The 17,175-nt window shown below is 63.5% G+C and carries 13 protein-coding genes and 1 tRNA gene; 5 read left to right on the top strand and 9 right to left on the bottom strand.

The features are described 5' to 3' along the window. Window positions 1-58: 58 nt before the first annotated feature. The 6 genes from JAB1_RS04245 to JAB1_RS04220 form a co-directional block, all read right to left on the bottom strand. Window positions 59-667, bottom strand: coding sequence for a 50S ribosomal protein L25/general stress protein Ctc (locus tag JAB1_RS04245; RefSeq protein ID WP_070259557.1), 609 nt, complete (start codon window positions 665-667; stop codon window positions 59-61). Window positions 668-835: 168 nt separating this feature from the next. Then, on the bottom strand, window positions 836-1,786 hold the full coding sequence (locus tag JAB1_RS04240; protein WP_034753270.1) for a ribose-phosphate pyrophosphokinase: 951 nt from the start codon (window positions 1,784-1,786) through the stop codon (window positions 836-838). A gap of 150 nt (window positions 1,787-1,936) precedes the next feature. Beyond that, window positions 1,937-2,013 (bottom strand) — tRNA-Gln (locus JAB1_RS04235). Between the two features lie 78 nt (window positions 2,014-2,091). Beyond that, the gene (ispE, locus tag JAB1_RS04230) at window positions 2,092-2,976 is read right to left on the bottom strand and encodes a 4-(cytidine 5'-diphospho)-2-C-methyl-D-erythritol kinase (protein WP_070278944.1); all 885 of its coding nucleotides are present in this window, start codon (window positions 2,974-2,976) and stop codon (window positions 2,092-2,094) included. After that, a complete protein-coding gene (locus tag JAB1_RS04225; protein WP_070278942.1) occupies window positions 2,973-3,623 on the bottom strand; it encodes an outer membrane lipoprotein LolB in 651 nt (216 codons plus the stop codon). Before JAB1_RS04225 ends, ispE begins: the two co-directional genes overlap by 4 nt. A 61-nt stretch (window positions 3,624-3,684) precedes the next feature. Then, window positions 3,685-5,469, bottom strand: coding sequence for a tetratricopeptide repeat protein (locus JAB1_RS04220; RefSeq protein ID WP_034778524.1), 1,785 nt, complete (start codon window positions 5,467-5,469; stop codon window positions 3,685-3,687). Window positions 5,470-5,637: 168 nt separating this feature from the next. Here JAB1_RS04220 and mutM point away from each other — a divergent pair, with 168 nt between their 5' ends. Genes mutM through JAB1_RS04195 form a run of 5 tightly spaced genes read left to right on the top strand, consistent with a single transcriptional unit; the run spans window position 5,638 to window position 12,054 of the window. Continuing rightward, window positions 5,638-6,474 (top strand): bifunctional DNA-formamidopyrimidine glycosylase/DNA-(apurinic or apyrimidinic site) lyase, encoded by an 837-nt coding sequence (mutM, locus tag JAB1_RS04215; RefSeq protein ID WP_070278940.1) that lies wholly within the window; start codon window positions 5,638-5,640, stop codon window positions 6,472-6,474. Window positions 6,475-6,507: 33 nt separating this feature from the next. Further along, the gene (locus tag JAB1_RS04210; RefSeq protein ID WP_070278938.1) at window positions 6,508-8,409 is read left to right on the top strand and encodes a dynamin family protein; all 1,902 of its coding nucleotides are present in this window, start codon (window positions 6,508-6,510) and stop codon (window positions 8,407-8,409) included. A gap of 44 nt (window positions 8,410-8,453) precedes the next feature. Next, on the top strand, window positions 8,454-9,629 hold the full coding sequence (mutY, locus tag JAB1_RS04205) for an A/G-specific adenine glycosylase (RefSeq protein WP_070278936.1): 1,176 nt from the start codon (window positions 8,454-8,456) through the stop codon (window positions 9,627-9,629). Further along, window positions 9,629-11,434: a sensor histidine kinase gene (locus tag JAB1_RS04200; RefSeq protein WP_175445014.1), complete on the top strand. Its 1,806-nt coding sequence runs from the start codon at window positions 9,629-9,631 to the stop codon at window positions 11,432-11,434. The genes mutY and JAB1_RS04200 overlap by 1 nt, the downstream gene beginning before the upstream one ends. Then, window positions 11,431-12,054, top strand: a complete 624-nt coding sequence (locus JAB1_RS04195) for a response regulator (RefSeq protein ID WP_070278934.1) — start codon at window positions 11,431-11,433, stop codon at window positions 12,052-12,054. Before JAB1_RS04200 ends, JAB1_RS04195 begins: the two co-directional genes overlap by 4 nt. On the opposite strand, the gene JAB1_RS04190 is transcribed toward JAB1_RS04195, so the two are convergent. From JAB1_RS04190 to dsrO, 3 genes are read right to left on the bottom strand one after another with little or no spacing between them, the layout of a single operon-like run. Continuing rightward, a complete protein-coding gene (locus JAB1_RS04190; RefSeq protein ID WP_070278933.1) occupies window positions 12,051-15,260 on the bottom strand; it encodes a molybdopterin dinucleotide binding domain-containing protein in 3,210 nt (1,069 codons plus the stop codon). The genes JAB1_RS04195 and JAB1_RS04190 overlap by 4 nt on opposite strands. 10 nt (window positions 15,261-15,270) lie before the next feature. Continuing rightward, entirely contained in the window at window positions 15,271-16,383 is a 1,113-nt protein-coding gene (gene nrfD, locus JAB1_RS04185) for an NrfD/PsrC family molybdoenzyme membrane anchor subunit (protein ID WP_070278931.1), read from the bottom strand. A gap of 3 nt (window positions 16,384-16,386) precedes the next feature. Then, window positions 16,387-17,097: a sulfate reduction electron transfer complex DsrMKJOP subunit DsrO gene (gene dsrO, locus JAB1_RS04180; RefSeq protein WP_051991383.1), complete on the bottom strand. Its 711-nt coding sequence runs from the start codon at window positions 17,095-17,097 to the stop codon at window positions 16,387-16,389. Between the last annotated feature and the right edge of the window lie 78 nt (window positions 17,098-17,175).

The raw sequence follows: 17,175 nt of genomic DNA, 5'->3' as shown, positions 1-17,175 counted from the left end.
TCCGGAGCGAACCGGACGGGTTTTTCCTTGCGACTACCGCATTGCTGCGGCGGCAAAATTACTTCTTGTCAGCAACAACTTCAGCAGCAGCGGCTTCAGCAGCAACGTGGCCAGCCGGTACCGAAGCGGTAGCGATGGTCAGGTTGGCGCCGTGGGTGACAGCGGTCACGCCAGCTGGCAGGACCAGGTCGCCAACGTGCAGCGAGTGACCGACGTCGATGTTCGACAGGTCAACGTTGATGAATTCTGGCAGTTGGCCTGGCAGGCACGAAACTTCGATTTCGTTGGCTACGTGGCTGATGGTCGCGCCGTGCAGTTTGACTGCCGGGGAAACGTCAGCGTTGATGAAGTGCAGCGCCACTTTCACGTGGATAGCTTGCTTCGAGTCAACGCGCTGGAAGTCAGCGTGCAGAACCAGTTGTTTGTATGCGTGGACTTGGAAGTCGCGCAACAGAACTTGCTGGGAAACGCCGTCGATTTCCAGGTCCAGGATCGACGAGTGGAACACTTCTTTTTTCAACGCGTGGTACAGGGCGTTGTGATCCAGCGAGATCAGCACCGGGGCTTCAGCGCCACCGTAGACGATACCAGGGGTTTGGCCGGAAATGCGCAGGCGGCGGCTCGCTCCGGAACCTTGCAATTCGCGTTTAAATGCGATAACTTTCATGTGAAACTCCAAGAAGAACAAGGCTTGCGCCTTGTGTTATGAAGACTCCCGCGACCAGGAATCCTCGAAAATGGGGTGAAAAACACCCCGAAAATGAAAACACTGCGGCGCAACAGGCAAAAAGCCGGTCGCGCCGCAGGCATTACGTCTGTTGCTGCTCTTGTCGAATTAATCGATAAAGAGGGAAATAACCGAATCACCCTTGATGATGCGCTTGAACGTCTCGGCCAGCAGCGGCGCGCACGTCAATTGACGGATCTTGCCGCAGGCCAGGGCCGCTTCGGACAGGGGGATCGTATCGGTCACGACCAGCTCATCGAGTGGCGACGCCGAAATACGGTCGATCGCCGGGCCCGACAGCACCGCGTGCGTGCAATACGCCACGACTTTTTTCGCGCCGCGCTCTTTGAGCACTTCGGCAGCCTTGGTCAGGGTGCCTGCCGTGTCGACCATGTCATCCATGATCACGCAGTTGCGGCCTTCGACTTCACCGATGATGTTCATCACTTCGGACACGTTCGCTTTTGGACGACGCTTGTCGATGATGGCCAGGTCGCAGCCCAGGCGTTTTGCCAGGGCGCGCGCACGTACCACACCGCCGACGTCCGGCGACACCACCAGCAGATCCTGGTAGTTTTTCTTTTGCAGGTCGCCCAGCAAAATTGGCGAAGCGTAAATATTGTCGACTGGAATATCGAAGAAACCTTGAATCTGGTCAGCGTGCAAGTCCATGATCAGGACGCGCTCGACACCGGCTTCTTCCAGCATGTTCGCCACCACTTTGGCCGAAATCGCCACACGCGCGGAGCGTGGACGACGGTCTTGGCGGGCGTAGCCGAAGTAAGGAATTGCGGCGGTGATGCGGCCAGCGGAAGCACGTTTCAAGGCATCAACCATCAGCATGATTTCCATCAGGCTGTCGTTGGTTGGAGCACAGGTGGATTGCAAAACAAAAACATCCTTGCCGCGCACGTTTTCGTTAATCTCGACCATTACTTCGCCGTCGGAGAATTTCGAAACGTTTGCTTTACCGAGAGGGATGCCGAGGTTTTTTGCGACCCCCTCTGCCAACGCTGGATTCGCGTTGCCGGTAAAAACCATCAGGTTTTCGTAAGCCATGGGAGTCCCAAGAGGTGATATAGAAGTCTTGAAAAGCACTAACCGGGCATAGGCCCGGTCAGTCATTGTTTAGAATATGCCGCGTGGCAACATATCTGCTTTTTCCCGTACTGGACGCCAACTTCGCATCGACAGACTACGGTGAAATGGTGGCAGGGGAAGAAGGATTCGAACCTTCGCATGCTGGAATCAAAATCCAGTGCCTTAACCAGCTTGGCGATTCCCCTACGTTACTGACTGCTTGCCGTCATGTTGGCCAGTATTATACCGACTATTTGACGCTAAGCAAAATCTTTTTTTGCTCTCTACAACATGGTGAGCATCGGGTGGCGGCTCAGCGCTTTTGCCTTCCAGGCGATCCAGACCGGTGGCACATTGCTGAGCACCGCATCCGCTTCTTCCTGACTGCCAAACACACTGAATACACAAGCACCGGAGCCAGTCATCCTGGCCTCACCGTAAGCACCCAGCCATTCTACCGCATCTGCTACCGGCTTGAAAAGACTGCATGCCACTTGCTGTAAATCATTCTTGCCAAACCCGCCCGCATCGTTTCCTTCTGCGAGGTGCCTGGAAAAGTCCGCTATTGTGACGGGTTCGGTATTTCTCGTCAAGCCTTCCGCGCAAAAAATTGCGGCGGTCGGCACTTGCACGCCCGGCTCGATCACCACGTACCAGCATTCGGGCGTGGCGACGGGCTGCAAGGCCTCGCCCACGCCTTCGGCAAAGGCGTTTTCTCCAAAGATGAAAAACGGGATATCGGCACCCAGCGGCAAGCCCAGCACCATCAATTCCTCGCGGCTCAAGCCCGCTTGCCACAGGCGGTTCAATGCCATCAGGGCCGTGGCCGCATCGGATGAACCGCCGCCGAGTCCGCCGCCCATGGGCAGCACCTTGTCGATGGCGATATCGACGCCGCGCGGCAAGGCGCCCGTGCGGCGCAGCACTTCCGCCTGCAGCAGCTTGGCGGCGCGGATGATCAAATCCTGTTCTTCCGGCACGCCGGCCAGTGCCGTCACACGGCGGATCAGCGCGTCGTCGCGCAGCGCGAAGTGCAAGGTGTCGCCATGATCGAGCAACTGGAACACCGTCTGCAGCAGATGGTAGCCATCGGCGCGGCGGCCGTTGACGTGCAAAAAGAGGTTCAGCTTGGCAGGAGCCGGGCAGTTATTCAGGGTAGTCAACGTCATTGTGCTTGAGCGGATGGGGCGGGATCGAGCACGATGCGCAGCGAGACGGCATCGGCCTGCGCGCTGGCATTGCGTTCGGCATCGATACGCCGCGGTTGGGGCAAGGCGCCCGGTGTATTGTCGGCCGCATTTTGCCCTACTTCTTGCCACGACACATAGCGCAAGCGCCAGCCGTCCTTCGTGGTGACGCTGTCGTTCGCCGGCGAAGCGACGAAACGCTTGCCATCGGCGCCCACGGCATAGCCTTGCAGCCAGTCGCGCAAGCCCGACACGGGCAAGGACCAGCCCAGCATCTGCGCGCTCAGGGTATCGACATCGGGCGCGCTGCGCGGCGCCTTGCCGCTCTGCGTCAATACGGCTTGCTGCGGCGTGACGGCAATCGTCGCCAGCGTACTGCCGACAGGCGAATACAGGGTCACGTCCGTGCGCTGCGCCGTCTGTTGCCAGTTGAAATTGACGGTGGCCGATTCAGGCTTGTCATCCTTCTGGTACACGACGTTCAGGCGGCCCGTCAGTTCCACCTGTTCGCGGTAAGGCGCGACGGCATTACCGGACGGCGCGGCGCCGGACGAAAAGGGGGAAGTCAGGGTCGAGCAGGCCGAGAGGGACAGGCACAGAGCCGTCAGAGGCAGGAAATGTTTGAACATGGGCAAAAGGAAAAACCAGCGCCATGGCGCTGGTTTTTTATAGTTGAGTTAATCGATTCAATCACAAACTGACATTCAAGCGCGCCAGCGTACTTTTCAGCGCATCGTTTTTCGGGTCCTTGCCTTGCGCTTCGCGCCACAGCTTTTGCGCTTCGGCCTTGTCGCCCTTCTGCCACAGCACTTCGCCCAGATGGACGGCGATTTCCGGATCGCTGCGCACGGCATAGGCGCGGCGCAGCGCATTTTCCGCGGCGGCCAGGTTGCCCATGCGGAACTGCACCCAGCCCATGCTGTCCATGATGAACGGGTCGCCCGGCGCCATCTGCAAGGCTTTTTCGATCAGCGCATGGGCTTCCTCAAGGCGGATGCCCCGTTCGGCCAGCGAGTAGCCGAGAGCGTTATACGCATGCTGATTGTCGGGCGCCAGCGCCATCACGCGGCGCAGGCTCGCTTCCATCAGCTCGAGCTTATCCAGGCGCTCGGCCAGCAAGGCGTAGTCGTACAGCAGTTCCGGATTGTCGGGGAAGCGCAGCAAGGCATTTTCCAGCACCGTGTAGGCGCTTTGCACATAGCCGGCATCGCGCAGGAATTGTGCGTCGACCAGCAGCACCTGCGCCTGGCTTGCCGGATCGTCCGTTTCGATTTCCGTCAGCGCCTTGCGCGCCGCATCGAGATTGCCGCCGCGGGCGATCAGCTGGGCGCGGCGCAAGCGCGCCTCGACATAGCCGGCGGAAGCGCTGTTGTCGACCTTGTCCAGCCAGGCGATGGCGCCGGCCGTGTCGCCGCGCGTCTCGGCGATCTGCGACAGTATCATCAGGGCCTTGAACGGATCGCGCGCGTCGCCAGGATTTTTATCCAGCACGGCCAGGAAGCGCTTGAAGTACTGCTCCGCACCCTTGGTGTCTTCCAGCTGCAGCGCCACGATGCCCAGCGCATACAGCCCCCCCACGTTATCGGGCTGGCTTTTCAGCAGCAGCAGGAACTGGTCGCGCGCCGGCTCCAGCTGTTTTTGCTCGACCAGCAGGCGCGCATACGCGCCGCGCACTTCGACGGCATCGGGATTCTTTTGCAGGAAAGTGGCCAGCACCTTGCCTGCCGCCTCGGGCTCGCCCGTCACCTGCGCCAGGGTCAGCGCGGCCAGCTCGGAGTTCGGCTTGATGGCCAGCGCCTTGTTCGCTTCGCCGATGGCGCGCTCGCGCTCGCCGAGCGACAGGGCGCCCTGCGCCAGCACCAGGTGGGCTTCGAACATGTCCAGGTAGGGCTGCACCAGGCGCGTCACCATCGCGTAGGCATACAGCTTGTCATTCGCCCGCGACAGGATCTGCTGCATCTGGAACAGGGCCACGCCGCGCGCGCCCTGCGGCGCATTGGCCAGGCGCTCGGCAAAAATCGGTTCCGCTTCTTCGATCTTGTCCGTCAATACGACGAAGCCGAGGAAGAACTGGGTCGCCTCATCGGATTCGGGCGCCAGGTCGCGCCACAGGCGGATGGCCGCCAGCGCCTCGCTGCCCTGCTTGGCGGCCAGCGCCATTTCGGAAGCGCGGCGCGCCAGGCGCGGGTCGCGCGTCTGCTGCGCCGCCACCATCATCGTCACGTACGGCCCTTGCCACTGGCCGCTCTTGAATTCCATTTCCGCCTTGGTCAGCTTGTACAGCAAATCGCTGCTCAACTCGACCTTGGGCAGCTTCTCGCCTTTGGCGTCGTCGCCGGACTCGGTACCGGGCGCTTGCGGCGCAGCGGCCGCAGCGGGACTGGCCGCCCCATCGACAGGGGCAACAGGCGTCTGTGCCATGGCATGCGTGGCCATCAGGGCGGACAAGGTTACAATGGCGAAAGCGTTTTTCAAAGGCTGATCCTGGCTGAACGGCAAAGTTTGATTCTACGCCCAACGCGGCTATCGCGTACTTCACGTATGTAACGAAATATATACGTCGTGGCGGCGTAGCGCGCCCGGGCCCGCCGTCCGCCGGCAACCCGCCTGTTTTTTTACCCGGTTTTCCACCATTCGAGCCCTATGCCAGAATTGCCAGAAGTCGAAGTCACACGGCGCGGTGTCGCGCCCCATCTCGAAGGCCGCGCCGTGCGCTCCGTCGTGCTGCGCCGCGACGGCCTGCGCTGGCCCTTCCCCCCTGCCCTGGGCGAACAACTGTCGGGGCAAACCATCGGCCTGACGGGGCGGCGCGGCAAATACCTGCTGATCCACTTCCGCCACGGCACCCTGATCATCCACCTGGGCATGTCGGGCCATCTGCGCGTGCTGCCGACGGGGACGGAGGCGCAAAAGCACGACCATTTCGACCTCGTCGTGGAAGACGCGGAAGGCGGCAGCCAGGTGCTGCGCATGACGGATCCGCGCCGCTTTGGCGCCGTGTTGTGGCACGACGAGGCCGACGGCCCGCTGGACGGCCACACGCTGCTGCGCGGCCTGGGCACGGAACCGCTGGAAGGCGGCTTCACGGGCCAGCTGCTGTTCGAGAAAACGCGCAACAAGGGTACCAATATCAAGCAGGTGCTGATGGCGGGCGACATCGTCGTCGGCGTGGGCAATATCTATTGTTCCGAAAGCCTGTTCCGCGCGGGGATCAACCCGAAGACGCCAGCCCGGCGCATCGGCCTGGCCCGCTATGAAAAACTGGCGCAATCGATCCGCGACGTGCTGGCAGAAGCCATCGTGCAAGGCGGCAGCACCCTGCGCGACTTCATCGGCGTGAACGGCCAGTCCGGCTACTTCCAGCAGACGTATTTCACGTACAACCGTGCGGGCAAGCCATGCCGCGTGTGCGGCGCGCCGATCCGCCAGATCGTCCAGGGACAGCGTTCCACGTTTTACTGCGTGAATTGTCAAAAGTAACGTAACCACACTCACACTCACGGAGGGAGCCAGATGGTCAGGGACCTGGAACAATACAGCGCATGGCGGCAGGACGTACAGGCCGCCTTGCAGGCATACCGGCAAGCCGCCAGCGCGGCGGGCCTGGTCGACGGCGCCTCCGCGCTGCGCCTGGCGCGCTGTGGCTCCCGCCTGGCCGATGACCGTTTATCGGTCGCCTTCGTGGCGGAATTCTCGCGCGGCAAATCCGAGCTGATCAACGCCATCTTCTTTGCCGGCTACGGCCAGCGCATCCTGCCCTCGGGCGCGGGCCGCACCACCATGTGCCCCACCGAGCTGCTGTACGACGCGGCCTGGCCGCCATCGATCCGGCTGCTGCCCATCGAGACGCGCGCGCAAAACCTGTCGACCAGCGACTACCGCGACCTGCCCGCCGCCTGGACCGTCCTGCCCCTGAATATCGAGGCGGGCGGCGACATGCAGGAAGCCATCCGCCAGGTCAGCCTGACGAAAAAAGTCGGCATCGAGGAGGCGGCACGCTACGGCCTGTACGACGCCGACGATGCGGACGCCCACGCCATGCTGGACGAGGACGGCCAGGTGGAAATCTCCATGTGGCGCCACGCCATCATCAACTTCCCCCATCCGCTGCTGAAGCAGGGCCTGGTGATCCTCGACACGCCGGGCCTGAACGCCATCGGCACGGAACCGGAACTGACCCTGAACCTGATCCCGAATGCGCACGCGGTGCTGTTCATCCTGGCGGCCGACACGGGCGTCACGCGCAGCGACATCGAGGTATGGCGCAACCATATCGGCGCCGGCGCGGGGCGTCTGGTGGTGCTCAACAAGATCGACAGCATGTGGGATGAGTTGCGCGGCGATGCCGAGGTGGCGCAAGCCATCGAACGCCAGCAGGCCAGCGTGGCGCACCTGCTGATGCTGGATGCTGGCCAGGTGTTTCCCGTCTCAGCGCAAAAGGCCCTGGTGGGCAAGATCAACCAGGACGCGGCGCTGCTGGAAAAGAGCCGCTTGCAGGCGCTGGAGACAGCCCTGTTCGAGGAGCTGATCCCCGCGCGCAAGGACATCATCCGGCGCCAGCTGGCGTTCGACCTGGATGCAATCGAAGCGGCGCAGCAGGTGCAGGCGGCGGCACGCGCGCGCGGCATCGCCGAGCAGTTGCACGAGCTGCACAGCCTGCGCGGCAAGAACCAGAGCGTGATCGCGCACATGATGCGCCGCATCGATATCGAGAAGAAGGAATTCGACAGCAGCCTGTTCAAGCTGCAAGCGACGCGCGCCGTGTTTACCCGCCTGTCGACAGAGCTGTACACGAGCCTGGGCATGGATATCGTGCGCGACGATATCGATGGCGTGCGCACGGCCATGCAGCGCAGCCGCTTTTTCACGGGCTTGCGCGAAGCCGTGCGCCAGTACTTTGAGCGCATCGGCCAGAACCTCGACCGCTCGGAAGGCAAGACGGCCGAGATCACGGAAATGATGAACGTGATGTACCGCAAATTCGCCACCGAACATGGCCTGGCGCTGGCCTTGCCGATGCCGTTTTCGCTGGCCCGCTACCGCCAGGAAATCGCCGACATCGAAGCCGTCTACCATAAGCAGTTCGGCACGGCGACCCTGCTCACCACCAGCCGGGTCGTGCTGATGGAGAAATTCTTCGACACCATCGCCTCGCGCGTGCGCCGCAGCTTCACCAACGCCAACGACGACGCCAGCGCCTGGCTGAAAGTCATCATGGCGCCGCTCGAAGCGCAGATCGTCGAGTACAAGGAACAGCTGAAACTGCGCTTTGCCTCGATCCAGCGCATTCACGACGCCACGGGCAGCCTGGAACAGAAAATCGCCGGCTTTGAAGCCAGCCTGGCGGCGCTCGAACGCGACAAGGCCCAGCTGGCGCAATTGCTCGCTGCCTTGCGCGCCGCCAGCGCAAGCTGAGCGCAACATCAGCAACATCAAACAACAGAACACTGGAACCTTGCATGAAACGTCTGCTGCATCCGCTCTCGCCCGCCACGGGCGCGGCACCTTTAGAAGACTATATCGACCCTAGTTTTTCCGCCACCGTCATCGCCTGGCAAAAGCAGCATGGCCGCCATGCGCTGCCATGGCAAAACACGCGCGACGCCTATTTGATCTGGCTGTCCGAAATCATGCTGCAGCAAACGCAGGTCACCGCCGTACTCGGCTACTACGCGCGCTTCCTCGAACGCTTTCCTACCCTGCGCGATTTGGCGGCAGCCCCCGTGGAAGACGTGATGGCGCAGTGGAGCGGCCTCGGTTACTACACGCGGGCGCGCAACCTGCACAAGTGCGCGCAGCGCGTGGTCGCCGAATACGACGGCGTCTTCCCCAGCGACCCTGCCCTGCTGGCCGACCTGCCCGGCATCGGCCGCTCGACGGCGGCCGCCATCTCCGCGTTTTCCAGCGGCACGCGCGCAGCCATCATGGACGGCAACGTCAAGCGCGTCTTTGCGCGCACGTTTGGCATCGACGCCTATCCCGGCGAAAAACGCGTCGAGGAAGCCATGTGGCGCCGCGCCGAAGCACTGCTGCCCGCAGCGGGAATAGATTCAGGCATCGAAGCCTACACGCAGGGCCTGATGGACTTTGGCGCCACCCTGTGCACGCGGAGCAGTCCCGATTGCGGCCGCTGTCCGCTGCAGCCGCGCTGCGTGGCCTATGCCACCGGCCGCACCAAGGATCTGCCCGTGCGCAAACCGAAGAAAACCAGCCCGGAAAAACACGCCGTCATGCTGGTCATCATCGACGACGGCAAGGTGCTGCTGGAGCAGCGCCCGGGCTCGGGCATCTGGGGCGGCTTGCTGTCCTTGCCCGAACTCGATGGCCACGTGCTGGCCGGCGAGGACTGTCCGCGCGACATCGACCAGGATGCGCTGGCACGCGCCGTGGCGTCATTCGGCCAGATCGAAACGCAGGAACGGCTGCTGCCCATCGTGCATGTGTTTACCCACTACAAGCTGCACATCGTTCCCTGCCGCATCACCCTGGCGCGGCGCTTGGCGCTGGCCGGAGAGTCCACGCACGTCTGGTACGACGGCGCGAAAATCGCGGACGCGCCACTGCCAGCGCCCATCAAGAAACTGCTGCTGGACCTGTTCGGCGATGCGCGTTCGGCGCAGCGCAGCATGTTCTAGTGCGGCGTTTTTTACTCGTCGCACTGACGGCGCTGTGTCTGCACGGCGCCCACGCGGCTGACGAGCTGCCGGAGGTACGCATCGGCGTACTGGCCTACAAGGGTGGCGACGCCGTGCAGCAGGACTGGTCGTACGTGACGCGCCACCTGCAGGCCAGCATTCCCGGCATCCGTTTCATCCTGGCCGACTACGACCAGGCGGGCCTCACGCGCGCCGTGCAGTCGCAAGCCATCGCCTTTGCCATCACCAGCAGCGGCCATTACGTGGCGCTCGAACACAGCGACGGCGCCAGCCGCATCGCCACCCTGGAATCGCCGTGGACGGATTCTCCGCGCCAGGCCATCGGTTCGGCCATCGTCGTGCGCAACGCCTCGCCACTGCATGACCTGGCAGACCTGGCGGGCAAGAACGTGATGGCCGTGGCGCCCGATGCGTTTGGCGGTTACCAGATCGCCGCGCGCGAATTGCGCGAAGCGGGCATCGATCCCACGCATGATTTTGCCAGCCTGCGCTACAGCGGTTTTCCCTCGCAGCAGATCATCGACGCCGTGCGGTCAGGGCACATGGATGCGGGCATCGTGCGCACCTGTTTGCTGGAACAGATGGTGGCGCGCGGCGAAGTGCGCGCCGAGGAACTGCGCGTGATCACCACGCGCCCGATACCCGGATTTCGCTGCGCCAGCTCGTCGCGGCTGTATCCGGACTGGCCCTTCGTGGCCCTGCGCCAGACGCCGCCCGCGCTGGCGAAAAAGGTGGCGCAAGCCCTGCTGGCCATGCCGCGCACAGATGAAGGCTACAGCTGGACGGTGCCCAGCGATTACCAGATCGTCGATGAGCTGTTCCGCGACTTGCGCATCGGCCCCTACGCTTACCTGGACAAGCTGACGTTCGAGACGGCGCTGCGCCGCTACTGGGGCTGGATGCTGCTGGTGCTGGCCTTGCTCGTCGCCTGGGCCGTGCACACGGTACGCGTGGAATACCTGGTCAGCCGGCGCACGGAGCAATTGCGCGCCGCCCAGCACCAGCAGCGCGCGCTGGAAGAACAGGCGCGCCAGCGCCAGGCCACGCTCGACCACACGGCGCGCCTGGCGATCCTGGGCGAGATGGCCAGCGCCATCGCGCACGAATTGAACCAGCCGCTGGCAGCCATCGGCAATTTCGCGCGCGGCATGGCGCGCCGCATCACGGCGGGCCGGCTCGATGCGGCGCCCCTGCTCGACGGCGCGCAGGAAATCGCCACACAAAGTGAACGCGCGGGCGCCATCATCCGCCACATCCGCGCGATGGCGCGAAAGCGTCCCGCGCACAGCACGGCCTTCGCCCTGGCCGACGCCGTCGAGCAAGCGGTATCGTTGTTCCGCGCGGCCCATCCGCAAGCGAGGATAGCCTGGCGCCACGAGACGATCAGCGCTGCGCCGCGCGTGCTGGCCGACCCGCAGCAAGTGCAGCAGGTGCTGCTCAATCTGCTCAAGAATGCGCTCGATGCGCAGGTAGAAAACGGCAATCCCCAGCACGCCATCGGCGTGCTGCTGCACCGCGAAAACGGCGCCTGCACGGTGGCCGTGCGCGACGCCGGCTGCGGCCTGCCGACGGCGCAGATGGCGCGCCTGTTCGAACCGTTTTTTACCACCAAGGCCGAAGGCCTGGGACTGGGCATGTCGCTCAGCAAAAGCATCATCGAATCGTTCGGCGGCAGCCTGTCGGCACATGCCAATGCCGATGCGCCGGGCTTGACGGTCTGGTTCCGCCTGCCCGAAGATACCGGCATGGACGCACACAAGGAAATACAAGAGAAAACACCATGAATGAAAGCGATGCGATCATCTTTGTCGTCGACGACGACGCCGCCATGCGCCGCTCGCTGGCCTATCTGTTCGATTCGGCCGGCTGGCAAGTGCAGACGTTTGAATCGGCGCGCGATTTCCTGCAGCGCTACGATGGCCATGTGCCCGGCTGTCTGCTGCTCGACGTGCGCATGCCCCTGATGAGCGGACTGGAACTGCAACAGGAGTTGAATAATAAGACCGGACACGCCATATCGCTGCCCGTGATTTTCCTCAGCGGCCACGGCGACCTGGCCATGGCCGTGCAGACGATGAAGGCGGGCGCCTGCGATTTTCTGGAAAAGCCGTGCAAGGACCAGATATTGCTGGACGCCGTCTCGCGCGCCGTGGCCCGCAGCGTGGAAGAAAGCCGCAGCGCCGCCAGCGCGAATACGGCGCAATCGGCGCTGGCCAGGCTCACCGCGCGCGAGCGTGAAGTGGCACTGCTGATGGCCGAAGGCAAAGCCTCGAAAGTCATCGCCCGCGAACTGGGCATCAGCGACAAGACGGTGCAGGTGCACCGCCATAACACGATGGAAAAACTGGGCCTGCATTCGGCAGCCGAGGTAGCCCGGCTGCTGATGGCAGGTGGCCAGATCTAGGCCCGCACGATGCGCGCCGGCAGTCCCTGCCGCACCGACGTGCCCGAGACAGGATCGACAAACACGTTCTTGTCGCCGCGGCTCGGGTCCGTCAGCCCCAGGTCGTTCAGGTTGATGCCCGCGCCGATGGCCGGCTCGTCGGGCTGGCGCAGCTTGCCGATGCGGTGCGCGCGCGCGCCATGCTCCTTGTGGCCGAAACCGTGTTCGATGGCGATCACGCCCCGCTGCACGCCATGGCGCAGCATCACCGTCGCCCTGGCCCTGCCGCCCGGCGTTTCCAGGTATATTTCATCGCCATTTTCCAGCTTCAGCCGCGCCGCATCGTCGGGATGCACGGCGACGGGGTTGTCCGGATGGATGCCGCGCAAGCGCCGCGCGCCGATGCTGTACGAGTTTTGCAGCGCCGATTTAAAACTGATCAACTCGAACGGCCACTCGCTGGCCGGATAGGTTTTGCGCACGGGCGTGCCGTCGGCAAACGCCGCCACTCTCCACGCGGGCGTGCCGGGGAAACGCTTGCCGCTCAAGCTGTTCTTGCTCACGCCCAGTCCCTCGTTGTACAGCATCATCGGTTTCAGATAGCGGTGCGTGGACCAGTCTTGCGGATACGGCGTCTCGTCGATCACGGGTGCAGGCGCTGCCGGCGCCTTGGGATTCGCCGGCGGCGGCAAACGCAGGCCGAACATCTCGCCATAGCTCTGATAGCGCCCTCCCCGCGCCAGCATGAAGGCCACCTTGCGCCACTCTTCCGGCTTCAGGGTGCGCTCCAGTTCAGGGCGGATGCGCGCCACGCCGGACAAATCGATATCGTCGTCGCTGGCCTCCGGCACGGATGTTTTGCCTTGCCAGGCGATGTTGGCGCCGCCGCGCAGATACCAGTCTTCCGCGCGCAGCAAGGGGAAGCGCTGGCCATCCATGTCCTGCAAGGCGTCCGGGCCGAAGCCGGGCAAGGCCATCGTCTTTGCCAGCGCGATGAAGAACGATTCCATGCAGATGGTCTGGCCATCCGGCGTCTTTTGCACGCGCGGTTCGACCACGGGCCAGCGCGCCGTGCTCATTTTGACAGGCATGCCGCCCCAGGCGCCGGCCCAGCCCCAGCTTTCATACAGCAAGGTGTCGGGCAGCAGGTAGTCGGCAAAGGCCGAGCTTTCATTGATGAAGGGGTCGATGGCGACGATCAGGGGAATCTTCTTCGGATCGGCCAGTTCTTTGCCGATCTGCGCGCGCAAGCCCGTGATGCCGTAGACAGGATTGCAGCTCCACAGGATCAGCGCCTTCAGGGTGTACGGGTAGCCGTTCATGGCGCTGGTGAGCCATTCTGTCGCCAGCGCGGGCGCGTTCGGATACCACGGCGCCTTCGCCGGATACGCCTTGCCCGCTTCTTTCTTCAGCTTGAATTCCGAGGTTTTTTCATATGGCACATTGCGTCCGATCGGCATGCCGGCCGCCTTGATCTCGCCGTCGAAACTCTCAAGGTTATAGCGCGGACCGGGTCCCGCATCCTTGAAGCTGCCGCCGTTGACGAGGGTGCCGCCCTTGCGGTTCAAATTGCCGATCAGGGTGTTGAGCATGACCAGCGCGTACGCGTTATAAAAGCCGGCGCCCGACATCATGCCGCCGTGCGCATTGACGGCGGCGCGCTTGCCATGGCTGGTCAGCTCCTGCGCCAGGCCTTCGATGATGTCGCGCGCGATGCCGCAGGCGGCCGCATAGTCATCCATGCTGTGGCGCTGCGCTTCCTCGTTGAGCATCGTCATGGCCGTCTTCAGGTGCAGCGGCGCGCCGGCCACGTCCAGCGGGCCATCGAAGAACAGGCGCGCCTCGCCCTTGGCGGCATTGTGCGGCACGATGGCTTGGGTGGCGGCGTCGATCACGCAGAAGGCGTCGCCATCCTTGTAGCGCTCGTCTTCCGCCAGTTCCACCGCACCGATGTCCGACGCGCGCAGGTAGCGGCCGTCGCGCGGATGGCCCTTCTCGTTGATGATCAAATGCGTGGCGTTGCACCAGGCGGCTTCGCCCGCCGCTTCCGCCACCTTCAGGTTCGGCTGCACGAGGAAGTTGCGGTCATAGCGTTCGTGCTCGATGATCCAGCGGATCATGGCCATGGCCAGCGCGCCATCCGTGCCAGGCTTGATCGGTACCCAACGGCTGCGGTCGCCCGCGGCCAGGCTGTCCGCATTCGTCAGCACGGGGTCGACGACGACGTAGCTGAATTCGCGCTTGCCCGAGCGGGCTTTCGCGATCAGGGTGCCCTGGCGCTTGAACGGATTGCCCGCATTGCCCGGCGCCGTGCCGACGAAAATGCAGAACTCCGTGTTTTCCAGGTCCACTTTCGCGTGCGGCATTTTCTTCATGTCGCCGAACATGGCGCCCGAGCCGCTGCGGTAGGCGCCGCCGCAATACGAGCCGTGGTTGACCAGGTTCAAACTGCCGTACGACTGCTTGAAAAAGCGCGTGCCGAACGCCAGGCGGCCATCGTCGGTGCTGCACATCAGGCCCACCTGGTTGACTTGCGGACCCAGCTCCGGCTGCGCCGGATCGATCGGTTTTTCCAGCTCGCGCAAGGCGCGCAGCCCCTGCACGTGGCCTTCGCCAAACAGGTCGCCGCCTTCCGTCACTTCCTTCACCAGCTGGTCGAAGGCGATCGGTTCCCACTGGCCGCCGCCGCGCGGTCCCACGCGTTTCATGGGTGCCAGCACGCGGAACGGCGACTCCATCTGTTCCAGCACGCCATTGCCGCGGCCGCAAGCGGTCGAGCGCCCTTTCAAGCCCTGCTCCTGGAAGCGCGACAGCGAGACAAAGCTGTCGCGTACCGAGGTTTGATATGGCAGCGCCGGGTCGGCCGACAGGGGGCTGTAGGGATTGCCCGCCACGCGCAGCACCTTGCCGCTTTTCTTGTCGAGGCGCACGCGCACGCCGCAAAACGTGGTGCAGCCCATGCACATGGTGTAGCTCACCTGCTGGTCGGGATTGACCGTCAATTTCCCCGTCGCCGTGTCGACGGAAAACTCGGGTTGCAGGGAATTGCCATGCAGTTTCTGCACAGGTTTATCTTTGCCCAGCGCATGGTCGACCATGCGGCCGGCCGTGGTGGAAAAGCTGGCGGCAAATGCGGCCAGCCCGCCGCCGATGGCGCCGTAGCACAGCAGCTTGCGGCGTTTTTCGTTCTCGTCTTCAGGGACGTCGTTGTGTATGTGTTCGTTCATTGTTGACTCCTCAGTGCGTGGCCATGGCAGGACGGGTGCGTGCAGCGACAACGCGTCCGGCCCATGGCAAAAATTCCAGCATCAGCAACAGCAGCGCGATCCACAAACCGGCCGTGCCGATAATCCCCATCAAGCCATCGTTCCCCATCGGCAGGTGGTAGTCGTACAGGCCCGCGCCCGTCTTCGGGATCGTCTGGCCGCCGATGAAAATCGTCCAGCGCATCATCCAGGCGCTATGCAGCGCGATCAGGCCATTGACCAGGCCACTGCTGGCCGGGCGCCAGATGGCCAGGGCCATCGGCACGATGGACGACAGCACGGCCCAGACTGCGGTGAACTGCCATTGCGGCATACCCGCCACTTGGGTGAATGCCATGCTGTGGCTGGCGCTCACGCCGGACAGACTGACGAACAGCCAGCCGCCGCCCAGCGCCAGCACCAGCGCCAGCGACAGGGCCAACGCGCGGTTCAGCGCCACTTCCAGCACCTGGTCGCGGCCCGGCAGGAAGCGGTTGAACAGCAGCGCCAGGCCCACCGCCCCGACAAAGGCCGTGGCGGCAAATTGCGCCGGCAGGAACGGCGTGAACCACAGGGGCCTGGCACGCACCACCATCACTTCCATGCCCGTGTACAGGCCCACGACAAAGGCGGCCAGCAAGGTGAAGGCGGCAGCGGTAATGATCGCCTTGCGCGATGCGGCGCCACCGCGCCCCAGCAGGCGATAGGCAAAGGCCAAACGGTCCTGGCCCTGTCCCCGCGCGGCGAAGTCCACGCGCAGCGCCAGCCACGCGTACAGCATCAAACAGCCCAGATACAGGGGAATGAAGAACGCGCCCCACGACATCCACGACTGCGGCTGGAAGTAAAGATAGAAGTGATAGAAGCGGCCCGGCCCGTGCAAGTCGGCCAGCAGCGCCACGGGCGCCGTCATGCCGCAGACGAGCGACGCCAGCAGCGCGATACGCCCCAGGCGTTCATACGCCTTGCGGCCGAAGACGAAGTACGGCAAGGTCAGCATGAAGCTGCCATAACTGAGGCCGATGAGGAAAAAATACTGCACCGCCCACGGCAGCCATGCCGCTTCGCGCGTGACGTTGACAATTTCGGTGATGTGGCTGTCCATGGTTTATTTCCCGTGTTTGCTCGGTTGCCAAAGAGTCGCTTCGCCCTCGACGTGGCCGGCGAAGCGCGTATCCAGTCCCAGGTAGAACACGTGGGGCTGGGTGCCCTGCTCGGGTTTCAGCACCTTCACCTTGTTCTCGGTGAGCAGCTGGTGCACCAGGCTCTCCGGATCATTGAGGTCGCCGAAGATGCGCGCGCCGCCCACGCAGGTTTCCACGCAGGCCGGCAGCAAGCCTTCGTCGACCCGGTGCGCGCAGAACGTGCATTTGTCGGCCTTGCCCGTCTCGTGGTTGATGAAGCGCGCGTCGTACGGGCATGCCTGCACGCAGTAGGCACAGCCCACGCAGCGGTCGCCGTCGACGACGACGACGCCGTCCTTGCGCTGGAAGGTGGCGCCCACGGGACAGACGGGAATGCAGGGGGGATTGGCGCAATGGTTGCACAGGCGCGGCAGCATGTAGGTACCGCAGCGGTTCTCTTCCTTGACTTCATAGGTCGAGACGACGGTACGGAAGCTGTTTTCCGGCACGGCGTTTTCCATGATGCAGGAGACCGTGCAAGCCTGGCAGCCGATGCATTTCTGCACATCGACCACCATCGCCCAGCGCTGGCCGCCTTCGCCCTTGGTGGCCGCCTTGCTGGGCAGCGGCGCGATGGCCGCCCCGATGGTTACGGCTGGCAAGGCGCGCAAGAAACTGCGGCGCGATTCAATCATGGCACTCTCCTTGACTATGGGCGGCAAGCCCTTGTTGACTTGCTGCCATGATAGAAAAGAAGGCGCTACGGGGGTATT

It is taken from the genome of Janthinobacterium sp. MP5059B (genome assembly GCF_001758645.1).
GTDB lineage: Bacteria > Pseudomonadota > Gammaproteobacteria > Burkholderiales > Burkholderiaceae_D > Janthinobacterium > Janthinobacterium lividum.
This window is presented reverse-complemented; position numbering and strand designations above follow the sequence as displayed.

Coding starts and splice junctions, on each gene's coding strand:
- JAB1_RS04245 (WP_070259557.1), bottom strand. CDS start 667: ATGAAAGTTATCGCATTTAAACGCGAATTGCAAGGTTCCGGAGCGAGC.
- JAB1_RS04240 (WP_034753270.1), bottom strand. CDS start 1,786: ATGGCTTACGAAAACCTGATGGTTTTTACCGGCAACGCGAATCCAGCG.
- ispE (WP_070278944.1), bottom strand. CDS start 2,976: ATGACGTTGACTACCCTGAATAACTGCCCGGCTCCTGCCAAGCTGAAC.
- JAB1_RS04225 (WP_070278942.1), bottom strand. CDS start 3,623: ATGTTCAAACATTTCCTGCCTCTGACGGCTCTGTGCCTGTCCCTCTCG.
- mutM (WP_070278940.1), top strand. CDS start 5,638: ATGCCAGAATTGCCAGAAGTCGAAGTCACACGGCGCGGTGTCGCGCCC.
- JAB1_RS04210 (WP_070278938.1), top strand. CDS start 6,508: ATGGTCAGGGACCTGGAACAATACAGCGCATGGCGGCAGGACGTACAG.
- mutY (WP_070278936.1), top strand. CDS start 8,454: ATGAAACGTCTGCTGCATCCGCTCTCGCCCGCCACGGGCGCGGCACCT.
- JAB1_RS04195 (WP_070278934.1), top strand. CDS start 11,431: ATGAATGAAAGCGATGCGATCATCTTTGTCGTCGACGACGACGCCGCC.
- JAB1_RS04190 (WP_070278933.1), bottom strand. CDS start 15,260: ATGAACGAACACATACACAACGACGTCCCTGAAGACGAGAACGAAAAA.
- nrfD (WP_070278931.1), bottom strand. CDS start 16,383: ATGGACAGCCACATCACCGAAATTGTCAACGTCACGCGCGAAGCGGCA.
- dsrO (WP_051991383.1), bottom strand. CDS start 17,097: ATGATTGAATCGCGCCGCAGTTTCTTGCGCGCCTTGCCAGCCGTAACC.